General features: G+C 60.5%; 14 protein-coding genes and 1 pseudogene. 3 read left to right on the top strand and 12 right to left on the bottom strand.

Annotated elements, in window-relative coordinates; translation table 11 throughout:
• The first annotated feature begins 34 nt into the window (after nt 1-34).
• Nucleotides 35-361: an NIPSNAP family protein gene (locus JFU37_RS00590; RefSeq protein ID WP_201111839.1), complete on the top strand. Its 327-nt coding sequence runs from the start codon at nt 35-37 to the stop codon at nt 359-361.
• Here JFU37_RS00590 and JFU37_RS00585 read toward each other — a convergent pair.
• Both JFU37_RS00585 and JFU37_RS00580 read right to left on the bottom strand, forming a co-directional pair.
• Nucleotides 304-792: a GNAT family N-acetyltransferase gene (locus tag JFU37_RS00585; protein WP_201111838.1), complete on the bottom strand. Its 489-nt coding sequence runs from the start codon at nt 790-792 to the stop codon at nt 304-306. The genes JFU37_RS00590 and JFU37_RS00585 overlap by 58 nt on opposite strands.
• 38 nt (nt 793-830) lie before the next feature.
• Nucleotides 831-1,769: a Ppx/GppA family phosphatase gene (locus tag JFU37_RS00580; protein WP_201111837.1), complete on the bottom strand. Its 939-nt coding sequence runs from the start codon at nt 1,767-1,769 to the stop codon at nt 831-833.
• Nucleotides 1,770-1,992: 223 nt separating this feature from the next.
• Here JFU37_RS00580 and ppk2 point away from each other — a divergent pair, with 223 nt between their 5' ends.
• Nucleotides 1,993-2,886 carry a polyphosphate kinase 2 gene (gene ppk2 / locus JFU37_RS00575; protein WP_201112620.1) on the top strand — a complete coding sequence of 298 codons (894 nt, stop codon included), beginning with the start codon at nt 1,993-1,995 and terminating at the stop codon, nt 2,884-2,886.
• Between the two features lie 159 nt (nt 2,887-3,045).
• On the opposite strand, the gene JFU37_RS00570 is transcribed toward ppk2, so the two are convergent.
• Nucleotides 3,046-4,062, bottom strand: coding sequence for a succinylglutamate desuccinylase/aspartoacylase domain-containing protein (locus JFU37_RS00570; RefSeq protein ID WP_201111836.1), 1,017 nt, complete (start codon nt 4,060-4,062; stop codon nt 3,046-3,048).
• A gap of 170 nt (nt 4,063-4,232) precedes the next feature.
• On the opposite strand from JFU37_RS00570, the pseudogene JFU37_RS30510 reads away from it, so the two are divergent.
• Nucleotides 4,233-4,718 (top strand): annotated as a pseudogene (locus JFU37_RS30510) (TetR/AcrR family transcriptional regulator); the annotation flags it as partial.
• Here JFU37_RS30510 and JFU37_RS00565 read toward each other — a convergent pair.
• From JFU37_RS00565 to JFU37_RS00525, 9 genes are all read right to left on the bottom strand, one after another.
• Nucleotides 4,674-5,681, bottom strand: coding sequence for a DMT family transporter (locus JFU37_RS00565; RefSeq protein WP_201111835.1), 1,008 nt, complete (start codon nt 5,679-5,681; stop codon nt 4,674-4,676). The pseudogene JFU37_RS30510 and the gene JFU37_RS00565 overlap by 45 nt on opposite strands.
• Complete coding sequence (locus tag JFU37_RS00560; RefSeq protein WP_201112597.1) at nt 5,681-6,379, bottom strand: ABC transporter permease; 699 nt, start codon at nt 6,377-6,379, stop codon at nt 5,681-5,683. Before JFU37_RS00560 ends, JFU37_RS00565 begins: the two co-directional genes overlap by 1 nt.
• Nucleotides 6,380-6,384: 5 nt before the next feature.
• Nucleotides 6,385-7,098, bottom strand: a complete 714-nt coding sequence (locus JFU37_RS00555; RefSeq protein ID WP_201111834.1) for an ABC transporter permease — start codon at nt 7,096-7,098, stop codon at nt 6,385-6,387.
• Between the two features lie 146 nt (nt 7,099-7,244).
• Entirely contained in the window at nt 7,245-8,027 is a 783-nt protein-coding gene (locus JFU37_RS00550) for a transporter substrate-binding domain-containing protein (protein ID WP_201111832.1), read from the bottom strand.
• A 27-nt stretch (nt 8,028-8,054) separates the two neighbouring features.
• Entirely contained in the window at nt 8,055-10,058 is a 2,004-nt protein-coding gene (locus tag JFU37_RS31005) for an aminotransferase class I/II-fold pyridoxal phosphate-dependent enzyme (RefSeq protein WP_201111830.1), read from the bottom strand.
• Nucleotides 10,059-10,404: 346 nt separating this feature from the next.
• Nucleotides 10,405-10,734 carry a hypothetical protein gene (locus JFU37_RS00540; RefSeq protein WP_201111828.1) on the bottom strand — a complete coding sequence of 110 codons (330 nt, stop codon included), beginning with the start codon at nt 10,732-10,734 and terminating at the stop codon, nt 10,405-10,407.
• Between the two features lie 121 nt (nt 10,735-10,855).
• Entirely contained in the window at nt 10,856-12,544 is a 1,689-nt protein-coding gene (gene betA, locus JFU37_RS00535) for a choline dehydrogenase (protein ID WP_201111826.1), read from the bottom strand.
• 2 nt (nt 12,545-12,546) lie between these two features.
• A complete protein-coding gene (locus tag JFU37_RS00530) occupies nt 12,547-14,115 on the bottom strand; it encodes a purine-cytosine permease family protein (protein ID WP_201111824.1) in 1,569 nt (522 codons plus the stop codon).
• Between the two features lie 170 nt (nt 14,116-14,285).
• Nucleotides 14,286-15,794: an aldehyde dehydrogenase family protein gene (locus JFU37_RS00525; protein WP_201111822.1), complete on the bottom strand. Its 1,509-nt coding sequence runs from the start codon at nt 15,792-15,794 to the stop codon at nt 14,286-14,288.
• Nucleotides 15,795-15,812 lie beyond the last annotated feature (18 nt).

Genomic DNA, 15,812 nt, shown 5'->3' with positions numbered 1-15,812 from the left:
GATGATTTCCCCACTAAACCCAAGAGAGGCAACCATGGTCACTTGTCACCTGAAATACGTGCTTGATCCCTACCAGATCGAAGCGTTTGAACACTACGCGTTGTTGTGGATTCCGCTGGTTGAAAAATTCGGTGGTCAGCATCACGGCTATTTCTTGCCGTCCGAGGGCGCCAACAATATCGCCATGGCGATGTTCACCTTTCCCAGCCTTGCAGACTACGAGCGCTATCGGCAAGACTCGATGAAAGACTCGGACTGCCTTGCGGCCTTCAAGTACGCGCAGGACACAAAGTGCATCCTCAGCTATGAGCGCACGTTTTTCAGACCTGTGCTGGGTGAGCCAGTCAAATCCAGGCAGTAGGTGTAATACCCCGGATCGCGCACGTAGCCCAAGGACTCATACAAGCGTTGCGCCCCGACGTTATCCGTGGCCGTTTCCAGCACCATGCCCTTGGCGCCGGTCGACAGCGCAAAGTCTCGCGCGGCGTTCATCAGCAGCGTGCCGACCCCTCGCCCGCGCGCAGAGGGGGCGGTGAACAGGTCGCTCAGCAGCCAGGTGCGGTGTGCATCGATGGAGGAAAACGTCGGGTACAACTGAACGAAACCCAGCGCGTCGCCAGTGGAATCCTGGACGTAGAAGATGGCGGATTCATTCCGGGCGATGCGCTCGGCAATGAAGTCGCGCGATTGCGCCAGGTTCGATGGCTGGCCGTAGAAGCCTCGATAGGCGTCGAACAGGTTGGCGATTTTTTCGAGGTGGGATGCGTCGGCGCGCAGGACTTGGACAGCCATGACAGGGGCTCACTCGGTGCTGAGATCGACGCCTAAGCCTAGCAGCTCTTATGGATCAACCCATGAAGAACGCCAAACCTTAAGCCGGGCTCGGAGGGCGTCATGTGCGAGATCCCGAAGACCTTGAACGCGGCCAGCATGACCACGAGGCCGCCGGGCAGAATACTCAGCCGATGACTTTGCAAGCCCGCCAACTTGAGTTGTTTGACATGCCCCACTTCGAGCAGGCGCAACGACAGGCGCAACAGTCCGCTATAGGTGATACCGCTTTGGCCGAAATCGTTTAGTCCGTTGGCCTTGAGCACTTTGGCCAGCATCCGCGCAGTGCCGGAAGAGCCGATGGTCTGCTGCCAACCCAGCTCGCGGTACCGACGCGCGACTTTTTCAAACTGCAACGTGGCGACCCGCTCGGCCTCCAGAAGCGCATGAGCGGTGATGCATCCACCCTGAAAGTAACGCGCCCCGAACGTGCCGCTGCCGATCGCAATGCTTTCGGTGATCAGCGGCTGAGCGCCTCGACCCAGAATCAGTTCAGTGGAGCCGCCGCCGATGTCCACCACCAGTCGCATGCTCTCGGCGGCCGGTATCGTGTGGGCCACCCCGGCATACACCAATCGGGCCTCTTCGTGCCCCGATATGACGTCAATCCGAAACCCCAGGTGCCGCTCCGCACTGCCCAAAAACAGTTGCGCATTGTCGGCTTCACGCACGGCACTGGTTGCCACGGCGCGCACCCGACCCGCCTCGAAGCCACGCAATTTTTTGCCAAATCGCGCGAGCGCCTGCCATCCCCGGTCCAGCGCCAACTCATCCAGCGTTCCAGCCTGAAATCCTTCCGCCAAACGGACCGGCTCACGCAGGGTTTTCACTTCCTGGATCACCCACTGCTGATTTCGCCTGACCGATTGTCCGATCATCATGCGAAACGCATTGGAGCCCAGATCAATAGCCGCAAACAGGGAGGCGTCGCCTTTCATGGTGGGGATTCCTGGCAGATTGATCAGCCAACGTACGGCATTGCGCCGGGCATTCGAGACGGTTTGCGAAGATCCTGCCATGCCATAGGTGACACCCAGATGACACCCGCCATTTTTTTGCAGCACTCCTCAGCGTCACCAGCCCGTCATATCCACTGGCTTAGCATGAGCACTTCCACCTTCGTCGGGAGTTCCAACCATGCTTTTGACCAACGACACCCTGATGCAACGCATTCACCGCGAGCTGCTCGATCACAGTGACGAAGAGCTGGAACTGGAATTACTGGAGGACGATCACGACCTCAACGCGCTGTTCGATGAGCACATCGGCGACAACAGCGAAAAAGAACAAAGACGCCGCTATTTCAGCGAACTGTTCCGCCTGCAAGGCGAGCTGGTGAAGCTGCAAAACTGGGTGGTGAAAACCGGGCACAAAGTGGTGATTTTGTTCGAAGGGCGTGATGCAGCGGGCAAAGGTGGCGTGATCAAACGCATTACCCAACGCCTCAACCCTCGGGTTTGCCGGGTCGCCGCCCTGCCCGCCCCCAATGACCGCGAACGCACCCAATGGTATTTCCAACGCTACGTCTCGCACCTGCCTGCCGCGGGCGAAATCGTGTTGTTCGACCGCAGCTGGTACAACCGCGCCGGTGTTGAGCAAGTCATGGGGTTTTGCAACGCCGACCAATATGAAGAGTTCTTTCGCACCGTGCCGGAGTTCGAACGGATGCTCGCACGCTCGGGAATCCAGCTGATCAAATACTGGTTCTCGATTTCCGACCAGGAACAGCACCTGCGCTTTCTCAGCCGCATTCATGACCCGCTGAAACAATGGAAGCTCAGCCCCATGGACCTGGAGTCCCGTCGACGCTGGGAGGCTTACACCAAGGCCAAGGAAATCATGCTGGAACGCACCCACATCAGCGAAGCGCCGTGGTGGGTGGTGCAAGCGGACGACAAGAAAAAAGCCCGCCTCAACTGCATCAACCACCTGCTCGGGCAAATGCCTTATGAAGAGGTAGAACAGGCGGTGATTGAACTGCCGGAGCGCGTGCGCCAGGAAGATTATTCACGCAATCCGACACCACAGGAAATCATCGTGCCTCAGGTTTATTGAGACAGACCCAGCGAGACTGTGCGCTCGTTTGGGTAACGCCCCCCTGTAGGAGCGAGCTTGCTCGCGATGGGTTCACGAGCGGCGCGTTTATTCAGAAAACGCGCGTTAACGTTCACATCCATCGCGAGCAAGCTCGCTCCTACAGGGGCGCATTGTCAGCTAATTCGGGTCCAGTAACCCGCCATTCCAGTTGCGTGACACGCGGCTGCCGGTGAATTTCGCCACCACCATGCCCTGAGGCACCAGTCGGTCCCGATAGCGCGTCACCATCCGCCCCGCTTGTTCTGCGTACAGCACCACTTCGGACGACGGATCACCCGGCCGGCGCAGAATTCGCGCAAACCGCTGCCCTTCTTCGACGAAATCGCCCAGCTCTTTTTCAAAGATCAGCACGCCGGGTTGCGGCGCGAGGACAGTTTCCATGTGGCCCATTTCCATCGCCTCGACGGGCCAGTCAGCTGGCGAATGTGCCTCATCGATCACCCCGCAAGCGCAAAGCCAAACGTATAGCCCGTCGGCGTCCTGCTCGGCAAAGCGGTCGCTGACATCGCCCTGCCCGCGCAACTCCAGCGTTGCGGCCATGTGCTGATCGCTGACGCCGTCTCGCAGCCACGGCGCGATAATGGTTTCCTCGAAGGAGCCATCACCGCCATCGTCCCAGATGATCGCCACGTCCATTTTCATCGCCGCCGCCAGTTCGCGGCCACGGGGCCAGAATCGGCGGTGAACGTAGAGGTACGGCAGGGCCTCGTCGTCGGTGTGCAGATCGAGCACCACTTGCGCCGGGGCTGCCAGTTGCACCAGTTTTTTTTGCCATTCCTGGACATTGGTCGAAGGGTGGGCCATGGCGGTCGACTGGTCGAACAAGCGGTTGAAGTTATGCCCGGTGGCGTCGTGAAACCGGCCAAGAATTCGCCCCTGGCGAAACTGCCCGATGCCCAGCGGATTGGCCTGGGGCACCACCGTCACATGGCCTTTGAGCCGGCCCTGGTCCTCGGCGACCTGAAGGCGCTGCATCAACCGGTGCAGGACCAGCATTCCGGCGATTTCATCGGCATGCACACCCGCCTGCAAGTGAACGGTCGGCGCGCTGCCATCGCCCTCGAAACGCCAGGCACCGACTTGCACCGCGTCACCGTTGTTGTTGCGAACGTTAAACGAAATATCCTGCGCCATACGCTTGTCCTCCCGTGATGACCGTTAAAAACCGCTGTGTCGCCGCTGCGAGACTGGTGATTGAACGCCCGTTCAACTAAGCTCGCCCATCAGGCTCAGCACCCAAGGACGCCCTTGTGACAACCCTCGCCCCTAAAAACCGCCGTGCTGAACCGGACGAACGCCGCGAAATGCTGGTGGCCGCCACGTTGCGCTGTCTGGTCCGCGACGGGCACGCCGGTATTTCCGTGCGGCGCATCGCCACCGAAGCCGGGGTGTCCGTCGGCCTGCTCAACCATCATTTCGGCAGCATCGATGCGTTGATCGCCGATACCTACCAGAAGCTCGCCAGCGAGCTGACCGTTGCCCTTCAACAGGAAATCGAGCAGGCCGGCACACCGGCCGAAAAGATCGACGCGCTCCTCACCGGCTCGTTTTCGCCTCGGGTCATGGACCCCAAATTGCTCGGCGCATGGGTGGTGTTCTGGAGTCTGATTCGTCACTCCGAACACGTCAGCCAGTCCCACGAAAAAAGCTATCGCGCCTACCTCGATCTGCTCCGCCAACTGCTCGATGACCTGGCGGCCAGTGAAGGTTTCGTGATCCACGACACCCGCCTGGCCGCCATTGGTTTATCCGCGATGCTCGACGGACTCTGGATCGAGTGGTGCCTGAACCCCGAAACCTTCAGCCCCGCCAACGGCCTCCATATCTGCCGCTGCTGGATAAAGGGGTTGCGTCACGGAGCATTCAGCGCCGACGACATCCTGTGATGGGTGACGACCGAAGATCATCGCCAGGGTGCCGCTGACCGCGATCAACCCGGCACCGATCATCAGCGACACATCCATCAGCGTGCCCCAGATCAGGTTGGATAACAGGAACGCCCAGATCAGGCCGGTGTACTCGAACGGCGCCAGCAAGGTCGCGGTGGCCCGCTGAAAACTGGCGAACAGCAGGAACTGGCCGATGCCTCCCACCAGTCCGGCCCCCAGCATCCCCAGCCAGGCCGGGGTCGGTGCCGGCGTGTGAGTCCAGGGCAGCGCCACCGCCATGCACACCACAAACACGACGTTGGTGATCAGCATCTGCTCCAGCACGGACGTCTGCTCATCCACCTGCCGCAACTGGATGTAGGTGAACGCCCAGCACATCGCCGCCAGCAGCGTCAGTACGATGGGCAAGGGATCGGCCATATTGCTCGGGCGACAGGCAATGATCACCCCGACAAAACCCACGACCAGCGTAAACCACTGCCAGGCGCTGGCACGTTCCTTGAGAATCACCGCCGCCAGCACCGTCACCATGATCGGGGCCGAAAAATACAGCGTGGTCATTTCCGCCAGGGTCAGGTCCCTTGCGGCGGTGTAGTACAGCAGCCAGGCCACAATCGACAGCAAGCCGCGCACCACCAGCAAGCGCCGGCTCGGTGAGCGCCAGGCCCGCTGGACCAGGCGCAACCGCCCCACCAGCAGACAGGCGAGCACCACCACAAGGCCCCGCCAGAACAGGATGCTGACCACCGAATAATCGGCCACCAGAAACTTGATGGCCGCGTCCTGCAACGCCAGGAACGCGTAGCCCAATGTGCACAGGCCAATGCCCTGCAACGACCGGTCGACCACTCGTGGCGCACTCATTACACCGCCCTGCGCATCGGCGTCCCGCGCCGCTCGGCAAAGGCAAACAGCGCCTCGATCAGGAACGTCAGGCAGACATAAACCCCGGCCACCAGCAGCAACGGCTCATAGACCTGAAGGGTTTGCGCCCGCACAACGTTGGCGGCGCCCAGCAGGTCGATGATCGCAATCGTCGAGGCCAGCGCCGTGGACTTCAGCAACATCACCGTCTCACCGGCCAGGGTCGGCAACAGCAAGCGCATGGCCCGAGGCAAGCGCACCCGCAACAACGACTGGCGCGGAGTCATGCCGAATGCCGACGCTGCTTCCATTTCACCTTTTGGCACCGCCAGCAGGCCACCACGAATCACTTCACCGACATAGGCGCCCACCGACAGCACCAGGGCGAACACGATGTACCAGTAACCGTCGCGCAGATACGGCCAGAGAAAACTGCCGCGTATCAACGGAAACTGTGCAAACAGGCTGCCGAGCCCGTAATAGAAAATGTAGATCTGGATCAGCAACGGTGTGCCGCGCAAGACGCTGGTGTAGAACAGGCTGGCCTTGGCGATCACCTTATTCTTCGAGATCCGCGCCAGCGCTACCAGCACCGCGAGTGCAAAACCGAACACCATGGAGATCAACAGGATGGTGATGGTCGTTTGCAGCCCCCGGCTCAACAGCGCCGCGTATTCAACTATCCACGCTGGAATCATTTCATTCACTCAGCCAAAGGCATCCAGCGACGGATGCGTCGCTCAAGCCGTCCCGACAGGTAGTTGGACACCAACGTCACCGCGTAATACAACGCCGCGGCCGTGAGGTAGAACAACAGGTAGTGACGCGTCGAACCCGCGCCTTGCTTGGCGGTGTACAACAGCTCGTTGGTGCCGACCACGCTGATCAGTGCACTGTCCTTGATCAGGTTGATCCACAAGTTGGCCATACCGGCCATTGCGTAGGGCGCCATGATCGGCAGCGTGACGCGCCGGAACAGACCGAACCCGCTCAGGCCGAACGCTCTCGCCGCCTCGATCTGGCCGAAAGGAATCGCCTGGATCGCCGCCCGAAAAATCTCTGAAGCGTAAGCGCCTTGCACCAGTCCCAGCACCAGGATCGCCGCCAGCGGCCCGCTGACATTCAGTACGCCGTAACCCATCTGGGCCATCAGCGAATTGAGAAGCATGGAACCGACGTAGTACAGCAACAGGATCAGCAACAACTCCGGAACCGCACGGAACAACGTGGTGTAGCCGCGCATCAGTGCCGCGATCGGTTTAGGCGCGCCCAGCTTGAGGCAGGCCACCACCAGACCAATGAACAGCCCGACCACGAAGGCCCCGGCCGATATCTGCAGGGTCATCCAGAGCCCTTTTAACAGCGCACTGCCCCATCCTTGTTCGCTGAAACTGATCAACTCGAACATTGCCGGCATTTCACTCTCCCGTTAGCGCAACCAACCGGTTACCGCGATCCCTTGTAGGAGCGAGCTTGCTCGCGAAGAACGTCAGTGCGCCACGGTTCATCAGGCACCCCGCGTTAGCGTTGACGTTTGTTCGCGAGCAAGCTCGCTCCTACAGGTCAGAACGCCGGTTTCACACTGGTGCCAAAGTAGCTTTGGGAAAGGGCGTCATAGTCTTTGCTCGCCAGCAAGGTCGTGATCGCCTTGTCCAGCTTGGCCTTGAGCTCGGCGTCATCCTTGCGCAGACCGGCGCCCACACCCTTGCCGAAGATCGGGTCATAAGGCACCGCACCGAGGTATTCCAGGTTGCTGGCATCGGGCGTCTTGACGAACGACGCCATGGCCGTGCCGTCCGCCATCATCAGGTCAATGCGACCGGCAATCAGGTCGGCGTTGGCCGAGTCCTGCGTGTCGTAATACTTCACGTCAGCAATTTTTTCGTAGTACTGCTTCAGGTAGCTCGCGCTCACCGTCGAGTTCTGCACGCCGATGATCTTGCCCTTGAGGTCATCCGGGTACTTTTTCACCGAAGTCCCCTTCGGCCCGACAACCGCGACCACCGAGTCGTAATAAGCCTTGCTGAACGCGATCTGTTTTTCGCGCTCTTCGGTCACCGACATGGAGGAAAAAATCACGTCGATCTTCTTCGCCAGCAGCGACGGGATGATCCCGTCCCACGCCACTTCCTTGATCTCGCACTCGGCTTTCATGTCGCTGCACAGCTTGTGAATCAGGTCCACTTCAAAACCTTTCCACTCACCGTTAGCCTGCTTCTCGGTGTACGGCGGATAGGGTTCGGCCGCCACCGCGAATCTGATCGGCTGGGCCTGTGCCGCACTCATGCCGGCCAGCATTACGCAGGCCACGCCTGTCATCCAGTTTGCCAAACGTCGATTTCCCATGATTTTTCCCCGTCTTTTTATTGTGTATTAGCGAGTCTGATGAGCGTTGACGAATTGTCGGCAACGTTCGCTGCGTGGGTGTACGAACACTTCGTCCGGCGAGCCGGTTTCCTCGATCAGCCCTTGATGCAAATAGGCGACTTTGGAAGAGACATCGCGTGCGAAAGCCATTTCATGAGTCACCAGGATCATGGTCCGGCCTTCTTCCGCGAGAGAGCGGATCACCCGCAGCACTTCGCCGACCAGTTCCGGGTCGAGTGCCGAGGTGGGTTCATCGAACAGCATGACCTTGGGCCGCATGGCCAGGGCCCGGGCGATGGCCACCCGTTGTTGCTGTCCCCCGGAGAGAAACGCCGGGTACTCGTTGCGCTTGGCGGCAAGCCCCACACGTTCGAGCAAGGCTTCGGCCCGTTCAGTGGCCTCCGCACGGCTTTCACGCAGAACCTGGGTCGGCGCTTCGATCAGGTTTTCCAGCACCGTGCGATGGGGCCAGAGGTTGAAGTTCTGAAACACCATGCCCAGGCTCGAACGGATCCGTACCAGTTGCTTGGCGTCGGACACCAGCGGCAGGCCGGGGCGGGTTTGATTGAGGTGGATGCTTTCGCCGTCCACCAGAATGCGCCCCTGGTCCGGCACTTCGAGCATGTTGATGCAGCGCAGCAAGGTACTTTTGCCCGAGCCGCTGGCGCCGATCAGCGAGATTACATCGCCTTCGCGGGCCGTCAGGGAAACGCCTTTGAGCACTTCGATATTGCCGAAGCGTTTGTGCAGGCGATCGACTTCAATCATGGTCTTGCCCGCGACCGGTTCAATGGTCGCTTCGCAGGTGACCCGGCTGATCACTGGCCTCGGCGCTTCGCCTTTCAACACCAGGACAAAGTCGCGAATACGTTGGCAAGCCTGGGCCAGCCGTTCTTCCCCCAGGGTGAACGACAGCCGCACAAAACCTTGGGCCGGCTCACCAAAAGCGGCCGCATCGAGGACCGAGACGCGCGCCTCGCGCAATAGACGCCAGGCGAATTCCAGAGAGGTCAGTCCGGTGCCACGGACGTCCACCAGCACGAACATGCCGGCGTCGGGTTTGAGCACTGAAATCCCCGGGCAGTCAGACAACCCCGCGACCACCAGATCACGACGGCGGCGATAGATGTCGCGCATGCCGTGGGTCACGTCCTCATGGGCTTCTACTGCTTTCAGCGCAGCTTCCATGACAAACCCCGGCAAGCCGTAAAGCATGCTCAGCACCAGGGTTTCGACATGCGCGACCAGGGTTTCATCGGCGACGATCCAGCCGATGCGCCAGCCGGTCATGGCGTGGGATTTCGACAGACTGCCGATCACCACGCAGCGCTCGGCCATACCCGGCAAGGCCGCCAGGCTCAGGTGTTCGCGCTCGAAACACAGGCTCTCATACACCTCGTCCACCACGACCCACAGGTCATGGGCGATGGCGAGTTCGGCGATGGCTTGCAGTTCCTCGCTGTTGAGCACCACGCCGGTGGGGTTGTTCGGATTGGACAGGAAAATGGCCCGGGTGCGCGGGGTAATGGCCTTGGCCAACACCGCGGCATCGAGCCGGAAATTTGAATCCGCCGCGCAGGGCACGCGCACCAGCGTCGCGCCGGAGGCCTTGAGCGTTGCCTCGTAGGTCACGTACATCGGGTCCAGGGCAATCACTTCATCGCCGGCCGTGAGCAGGCACATCGAGGCGGCAAACAAGGCGTTCTGCGCCCCCGCCGTCATGATGACGCTGGACGCTTGCACCTCACGGTCAAGCAACGGGCTGTAGCGAGCGGCGATGGCTTCACGCAAAGCGTCGCGCCCGGCAATTTCGGTGTAGTGGGTGTCGCCCTCACGCAGGGCGTGGATCGCGGCGTCGGTGATGAAATCGGGGGTGGGGAAATCCGGGTCACCGATGCTGAGGATGATCACATCCTCGCCACGGCGCTGGGCTTCAAATGCCGCATTGTGAATATCCCAGGCGGCAACACCGTCGCCTGAAATCCGCTCAACAAAGGGTGAAAACCGCATGCCAGTGCCTCGTTCGAATAGAAGAAACGCAAGCCCGCGCAACCAGCCGGGGAGGTGGAACGAACATAGTCGAAGCTGAACACTCGTTCAACAGAAAAATCATCGAGCTTCGCGTTCAGCGTAAACAGGTCGTTTTCACGACAGTCGTGGCGTTTTTCGATAGGGAGCTAAGGAGGGAATATGGCGGCGGCGCCCTGAGGGAAATGGGGGGAAGCAACACACGTCCCTGTAGGAGCGAGCTTGCTCGCGATAAACCTGAGGGCGACGCATTTTTCCATACCGCACGCGTCATCGTTCACGTCCATCGCGAGCAAGCTCGCTCCTACAGTGACGGACGCAGGCCCGGTTATTTACGGGCCAACTTGTAGCGGATGCACTCCTCGTAGAAGCTCTCCCGGACAGCCGCAGGCTTGAACCGCGACGGGCTGTCGTAGGTTTGCTCGGTAATGCCCATGGCCATCATCCGCATCCAGGATTTGTTGAAGGGGTAGGCGTGTATTTTTTGTCGAGCGGCATACAGCGACACCCCCGAGAGTTTGAGTTCCTGGGCTCTCGCCGCAGTACCCGCGCCCCAGCTGCACATGAACCGATCATTCGCCAACAGCTCTTTGGCCTGGACCGAAGCCGCGACATTCGCCAAAGAAAACGAGACCAGCGCGATCACTACCTTGTGCATTTGCATCCACCTAACCACCTGAAAATAAAATGATTTTGGCGGTAAGTGCGAGACTGCGGGGCCAGCAAAATGCCTTATCGCCGGGCTACCCTCCCGGTAGCCTGGCTTTCGGGGCCCTGGATTAGACCCGGACGTTGCGTCCCGGCAGCGATGAGCGCTGGCTGGTTTCCCAATCCTGGACCACACCGACAGGCACCTCGGACGCGGGCAACATTTTGCGCCCGCGAACCAGATCGGAGGCCCGTTCGGCGAGCATGATGGTCGGGGCATTGAGGTTGCCGTTCGGCTCGGTCGGGAACACCGAAGAGTCGATCACCCGCAAACCGGCGATGCCATGCACGCGCAATTCGGAATCGACCACCGCCAATTCGTCCTCGCCCATTCGGCATGAGCCGCAAGGATGGTAGGTGCTCTCGAGGTTTTCACGCACGAAGGCGTCGATTTCTTCATCAGTGTTGACCAGCGCACCCGGTGCGATCTCGCCATCGCGGAAACGGTCCATGGCCTTCTGGCCGATGATTTCCCGTGTCAGGCGGATGCAGCGGCGGAAACCTTCGCGGTCCTCTTCGCGTTGCAGGTAGTTGAACTGAATCTGCGGATGCTCGTAAGGGTCAGCGGAACGGGCCCGCACGTAGCCGCGGCTTTTCGGTTTGTTCGGCCCGGTGAGCACCATGAAGCCGTGGCCTTTGATCGGTTTGTTGCCGTCGTAACGCATGGCTGCCGGCAGAAAGTGGAACTGAATGTCCGGCCAGCGCAGGCCTTTTTCGGAGCGGATGAATCCACCGGCTTCGAAATGGTTGGTGGCGCCGAGCCCGTCCTTGAACAACAGCCAGCGCAGGCCGATCAGCAGTTTGCTCAGCGGGTCCATTTTGCTGTTGAGTGTCACCGGTTCCTTGCAGCCGAACTGGATATACACCTCGGCGTGATCCTGCAGGTTCTCCCCTACCCCCGGCAAGTCATGGCGGACGCCGATCCCGGCTTTGCGCAGCACGTCGGCCGGGCCGATGCCGGAGCGTTGCAGCAAGTGCGGCGAACCGATGGGCCCGGATGAAACGAGCACTTCGCGGTTGCAATAGACCTGGTGGGTCTGACCCTCGTGGTCATAGCTGACCCCTACCGCGCGTTTGCCTTCGAGGATGATCTGGCGGGTCATCGCGTGGGTGATCACGGTCAGGTTCGGACGGCCCATGGCCGGGCGCAGATAAGCGTTGGCGGTGGAGCAACGCACGCCATTTTTCACAGTCATGTGCATCGCGCCGAAACCTTCCTGCATGAAGCCGTTGCAGTCGTCGGTCTTGAGGTAGCCCGCTTCGGCGCCCGCTTCGACCCACGCGCCATACAACGGGTTTTTCATGTGATTGCCGTTGGTGGTGTGCAACGGCCCGGTTTGCCCACGATAGTTGTCGCCACCGTCCTCATAGCTCTCGGCCCGTTTGAAGTACGGCAGGCAATTGCGGTAGCCCCAGCCCTGTGCGCCGAGCGACTCCCACTCGTCAAAGTCATAGGCGTGGCCACGGATGTAGACCAGGCCATTGATCGACGATGAGCCCCCCAGCACCTTGCCGCGCGGACAGTGAATTCGACGGCCGTTGAGGTAAGGCTCCGGTTCAGTCTCGTAGCGCCAGTTGTACTTCTTGGTGTTCATCGGGATCGAAAAGGCACTCGGCATCTGGATCACCACACTGCGATCACTGCCGCCGAACTCCAGCACCAACACGGAGGTGTCCGGGTCTTCACTCAAGCGGTTGGCCAACACACAACCTGCCGAGCCGGCACCGATGATGATGTAGTCGTATTTTTGCGTAGCCATGGTTATCTCCCGACCGTCGATTCGTTGAAAACGGGCAACGAGTGCAAGGTCAGCTTGTCGCCAGTGGTGTATTGAGGGGATGTTTTTTCGATGTGCTGGATGACCGCTTCTTCGCGCTTGAGGTCGATCGAGCGGCTGAACCAGTAGTACACCAGCCCCGACACGATCAGGCCGACCAGCCAGGCGATGTCGATACTGCCGAGCGCTTTGGCGAGCGGGCCGACATAGACTTCACGCTGCTCGACGCCGTCGTAGATGTAGAAGAACGGGATCATCGAAATGAAGCCGATGGCATACGCCGCAATGCCGCGCAGGCCCCAGCTGCCATAGATGTTGCCGTGGGGCATGAAGAAGTGCGGGATGGCATAGCGGCCTTTGCGGACGAAGAAGTAGTCGGTCAGGTTGACCGAGGTCCATGGCACCAGGAAGTACAACATCACCACCAGGTAGATCCCCAGCACCGACAGGCCTTTGCCCGAACTCTGGATGCTCAGGGCCACGCCCAGCTGCAACAGGATCACGAAACCGATCGCCAGAATCCGCGCCTTGCGGGTGGGTTCGATGTGCTTGATCGAGTCGACGCAGGTCAGCGTGGTCAGTTTGGCGCTGTAGATGTTCATGGCGATCACCGGCAGGAACGCCAGGATCGTGATGACCACCACCGCGGTGCCGATCAACGGCGACACCGTGTTGCCGACTTGCCCGAGGGCCACCAGCACATCAGTGGAATGCAGGTGATCGGCCAGCCAGCCGCCCACGGAAATCATCCACGCACCGGACAACGACGCGCCCAGAAACACCACCGCGATCAGTTTGCCGCTGGAGGTGTTCTTCGGCAGGTAACGCGAATAGTCGGACACATACGGCGCGTAGGCGATGTTGTAACTCGCCGCCGCGGCGAACTGGGCGATGAAACCGGTCCAGTTGAATCCCAACGGCGCCGGAGCCACTTCACCGGCCGCGAGCACCGGCATTGCTGCATCGGGAACCCAGCCCATCACCACCGCCAACGTCACCAGTCCGTACAGTGGCAGCGACAGGTACAAGGCCCATTTGAAACTGCGGTGCATCCAGTCATGGCCGAGGATCGCCAAAATCGCTGCCGGTATCGTCACGGCCACAGCGATCACGGCGGGGTTGAAGCCGAAGAGCGTGTGCAGGCCCTGCATCATCAACACCAGGTTGACGATGTTGAACCCGGCGAACACAAACAGCGTCGCCAGCAGCACCAGGATCACGCCACGATAGCCGAACTGTGCACGCGACTGGATCATCTGCGGCAGGCCGAGGTGTGGGCCTTGCGAGCCATGAAAGGCCATGAACAGCGTGCCGAACATGATGCCCAGCGTGCCAGCGAGTGTGGTCCAGAGCGCCGTCAGGCCGACGCTCGGACCCACGAAGCCGATGGTCATGGTGAAGAAGGTGAAATTGCCGAGAAACCAGAACGGGCCTTGGCTCGACAGTTTGTCGGTGCGCTCGTTTTCCGGGATGAAATCAATCGAATGGCTTTCGACAACGGGTTTGTCATCGAGGACCGACACGCTCGGGGCGGACTTGGCGTTAGTGTTCATGATGGTCTCTTATTGTTGGAAGATCATGACGGGATAACTGCATCCTTTTGGGTGAGGCGCAAAACCTGTAGGAGCGAGCTTGCTCGCGATGGTGTGTCAGCTACAGGGGTGTCGACTGACACTCCATCGCGAGCAAGCTCGCTCCTACAAGGGGTTGAGTCAGCCATGACTCAGGGCAGCGTGATCCAGACTGCCTTGGTCTCGAGCAGGTAATCGAGCTGCTCCGCGCCCAGGTCCTTGCCGAATCCGGATTGCTTGTAGCCACCGAACGGCATCGACGGGTCGAGGGTGCCGTGGGCGTTGACGTAGACCGAACCCGCTCGCAGCCGTGGAATCAGGCTGTGCACCTTTCCAAGGTCATTGGAATAGAGTGCGGCCGCCAAGCCGTACGGCGAGTCATTGGCCAGTGCCAAGGCCTCCTCTTCATCATCGAACGGCGCGGTCACCAGCACCGGACCAAAGATCTCCTCCTGTACGATGCGCATGTCGTTGCGGCAATGGGCGAAGATGGTCGGCTCGACAAAGAAACCGGGGCCATCGACAGGCTGGCCGCCGTAGACCAGTTCGGCGCCTTCACGCTTGCCGGTTTCGATGTAGTCGGTCACTCGCTGCTTTTGCAACGCCGAGACCAGCGGGCCGATGAAGCAGTCCGGGTCCAGTCCGGGTGCCATTTTCAAGGTACTGGTGTAAGCGATCAGCTCACGGAGGAATTCGTCGTAGATACTCCGATGAACATAGGCACGAGTACCGGCATCGCACACCTGTCCCGAGTTGAAAAACACCCCGTTGGCGACGGCCTGGGCGGCGGCTGGCACGTCGGCATCGGCCAACACGATTACCGGTGATTTTCCTCCGAGTTCGAGGGTTAGTCGCTTCATTTCGTCCAGCGCGGCACGCCCGACGGTACGGCCGACCGGGGTAGAACCGGTGAAGGTCAGTTTGTCGATGCCGGGGTGCGTGGCCATGGCCGCGCCGACGACGCTGCCGCGCCCGGTGACGATGTTGATCACCCCGTCCGGGATGCCGGCTTCCTGCACCAGCTCAGCAAAACGCAGGGCCGACAGCGAGGTCAGTTCAGCCGGTTTGACCACCACCGTGCAGCCGGTCGCCAGCGCCGCGCCGAGCTTCCAGGCCATGGTTTGCAATGGGAAGTTCCAGGGCACGATGGCGCCGACCACCCCCACCGCTTCCTTGCGTGTATAGGCCAGGTAATTGCCCGGCAACGAGGGTTCGACGGTGCGCCCGTGAAGTTTCGTGGCCCAACCGGCGAAATATCGCAGCGTGTCGACGGTGCCCTGGATGTCGACATCCTTGGCGAAGGCCACCGACTTGCCCATGTCGATCGATTCGATTTCCGCCAGCTCAACGGCGTTGTGTTCAATCAGGTCGGCCAGGCGTTGCATCATCCGCTCACGTTCCGCCGGCTTGGCCTGGCGCCAGGCGCCACCGTCGAACTGTGCGCGGGCCGCTTGCACGGCGCGGTCAAGATCCTCGGTAGTCCCCATGGGAATGCGCGTGATCAGGCCCTCGGTCGACGGTTCGATGACCTCGGACGTCTGGCCGTCGCTGGCCTCGACCCAGGCGCCACCGATGAACATCTTCTGCGCTTTGCCGAGGAAGGTCTGGGTGGCTTCGGATATACCGAATTTCTGCAGATACTGCTTAACGATCGTGTCCATTTCTATGCTCTCTGTGCG

The sequence above is a fragment of the Pseudomonas sp. TH41 genome (assembly GCF_016650695.1).
Lineage (GTDB): Bacteria > Pseudomonadota > Gammaproteobacteria > Pseudomonadales > Pseudomonadaceae > Aquipseudomonas.
The sequence above is the reverse complement of the archived record's forward strand: the minus strand, read 5'-3'. Positions and strand labels throughout refer to the sequence as shown.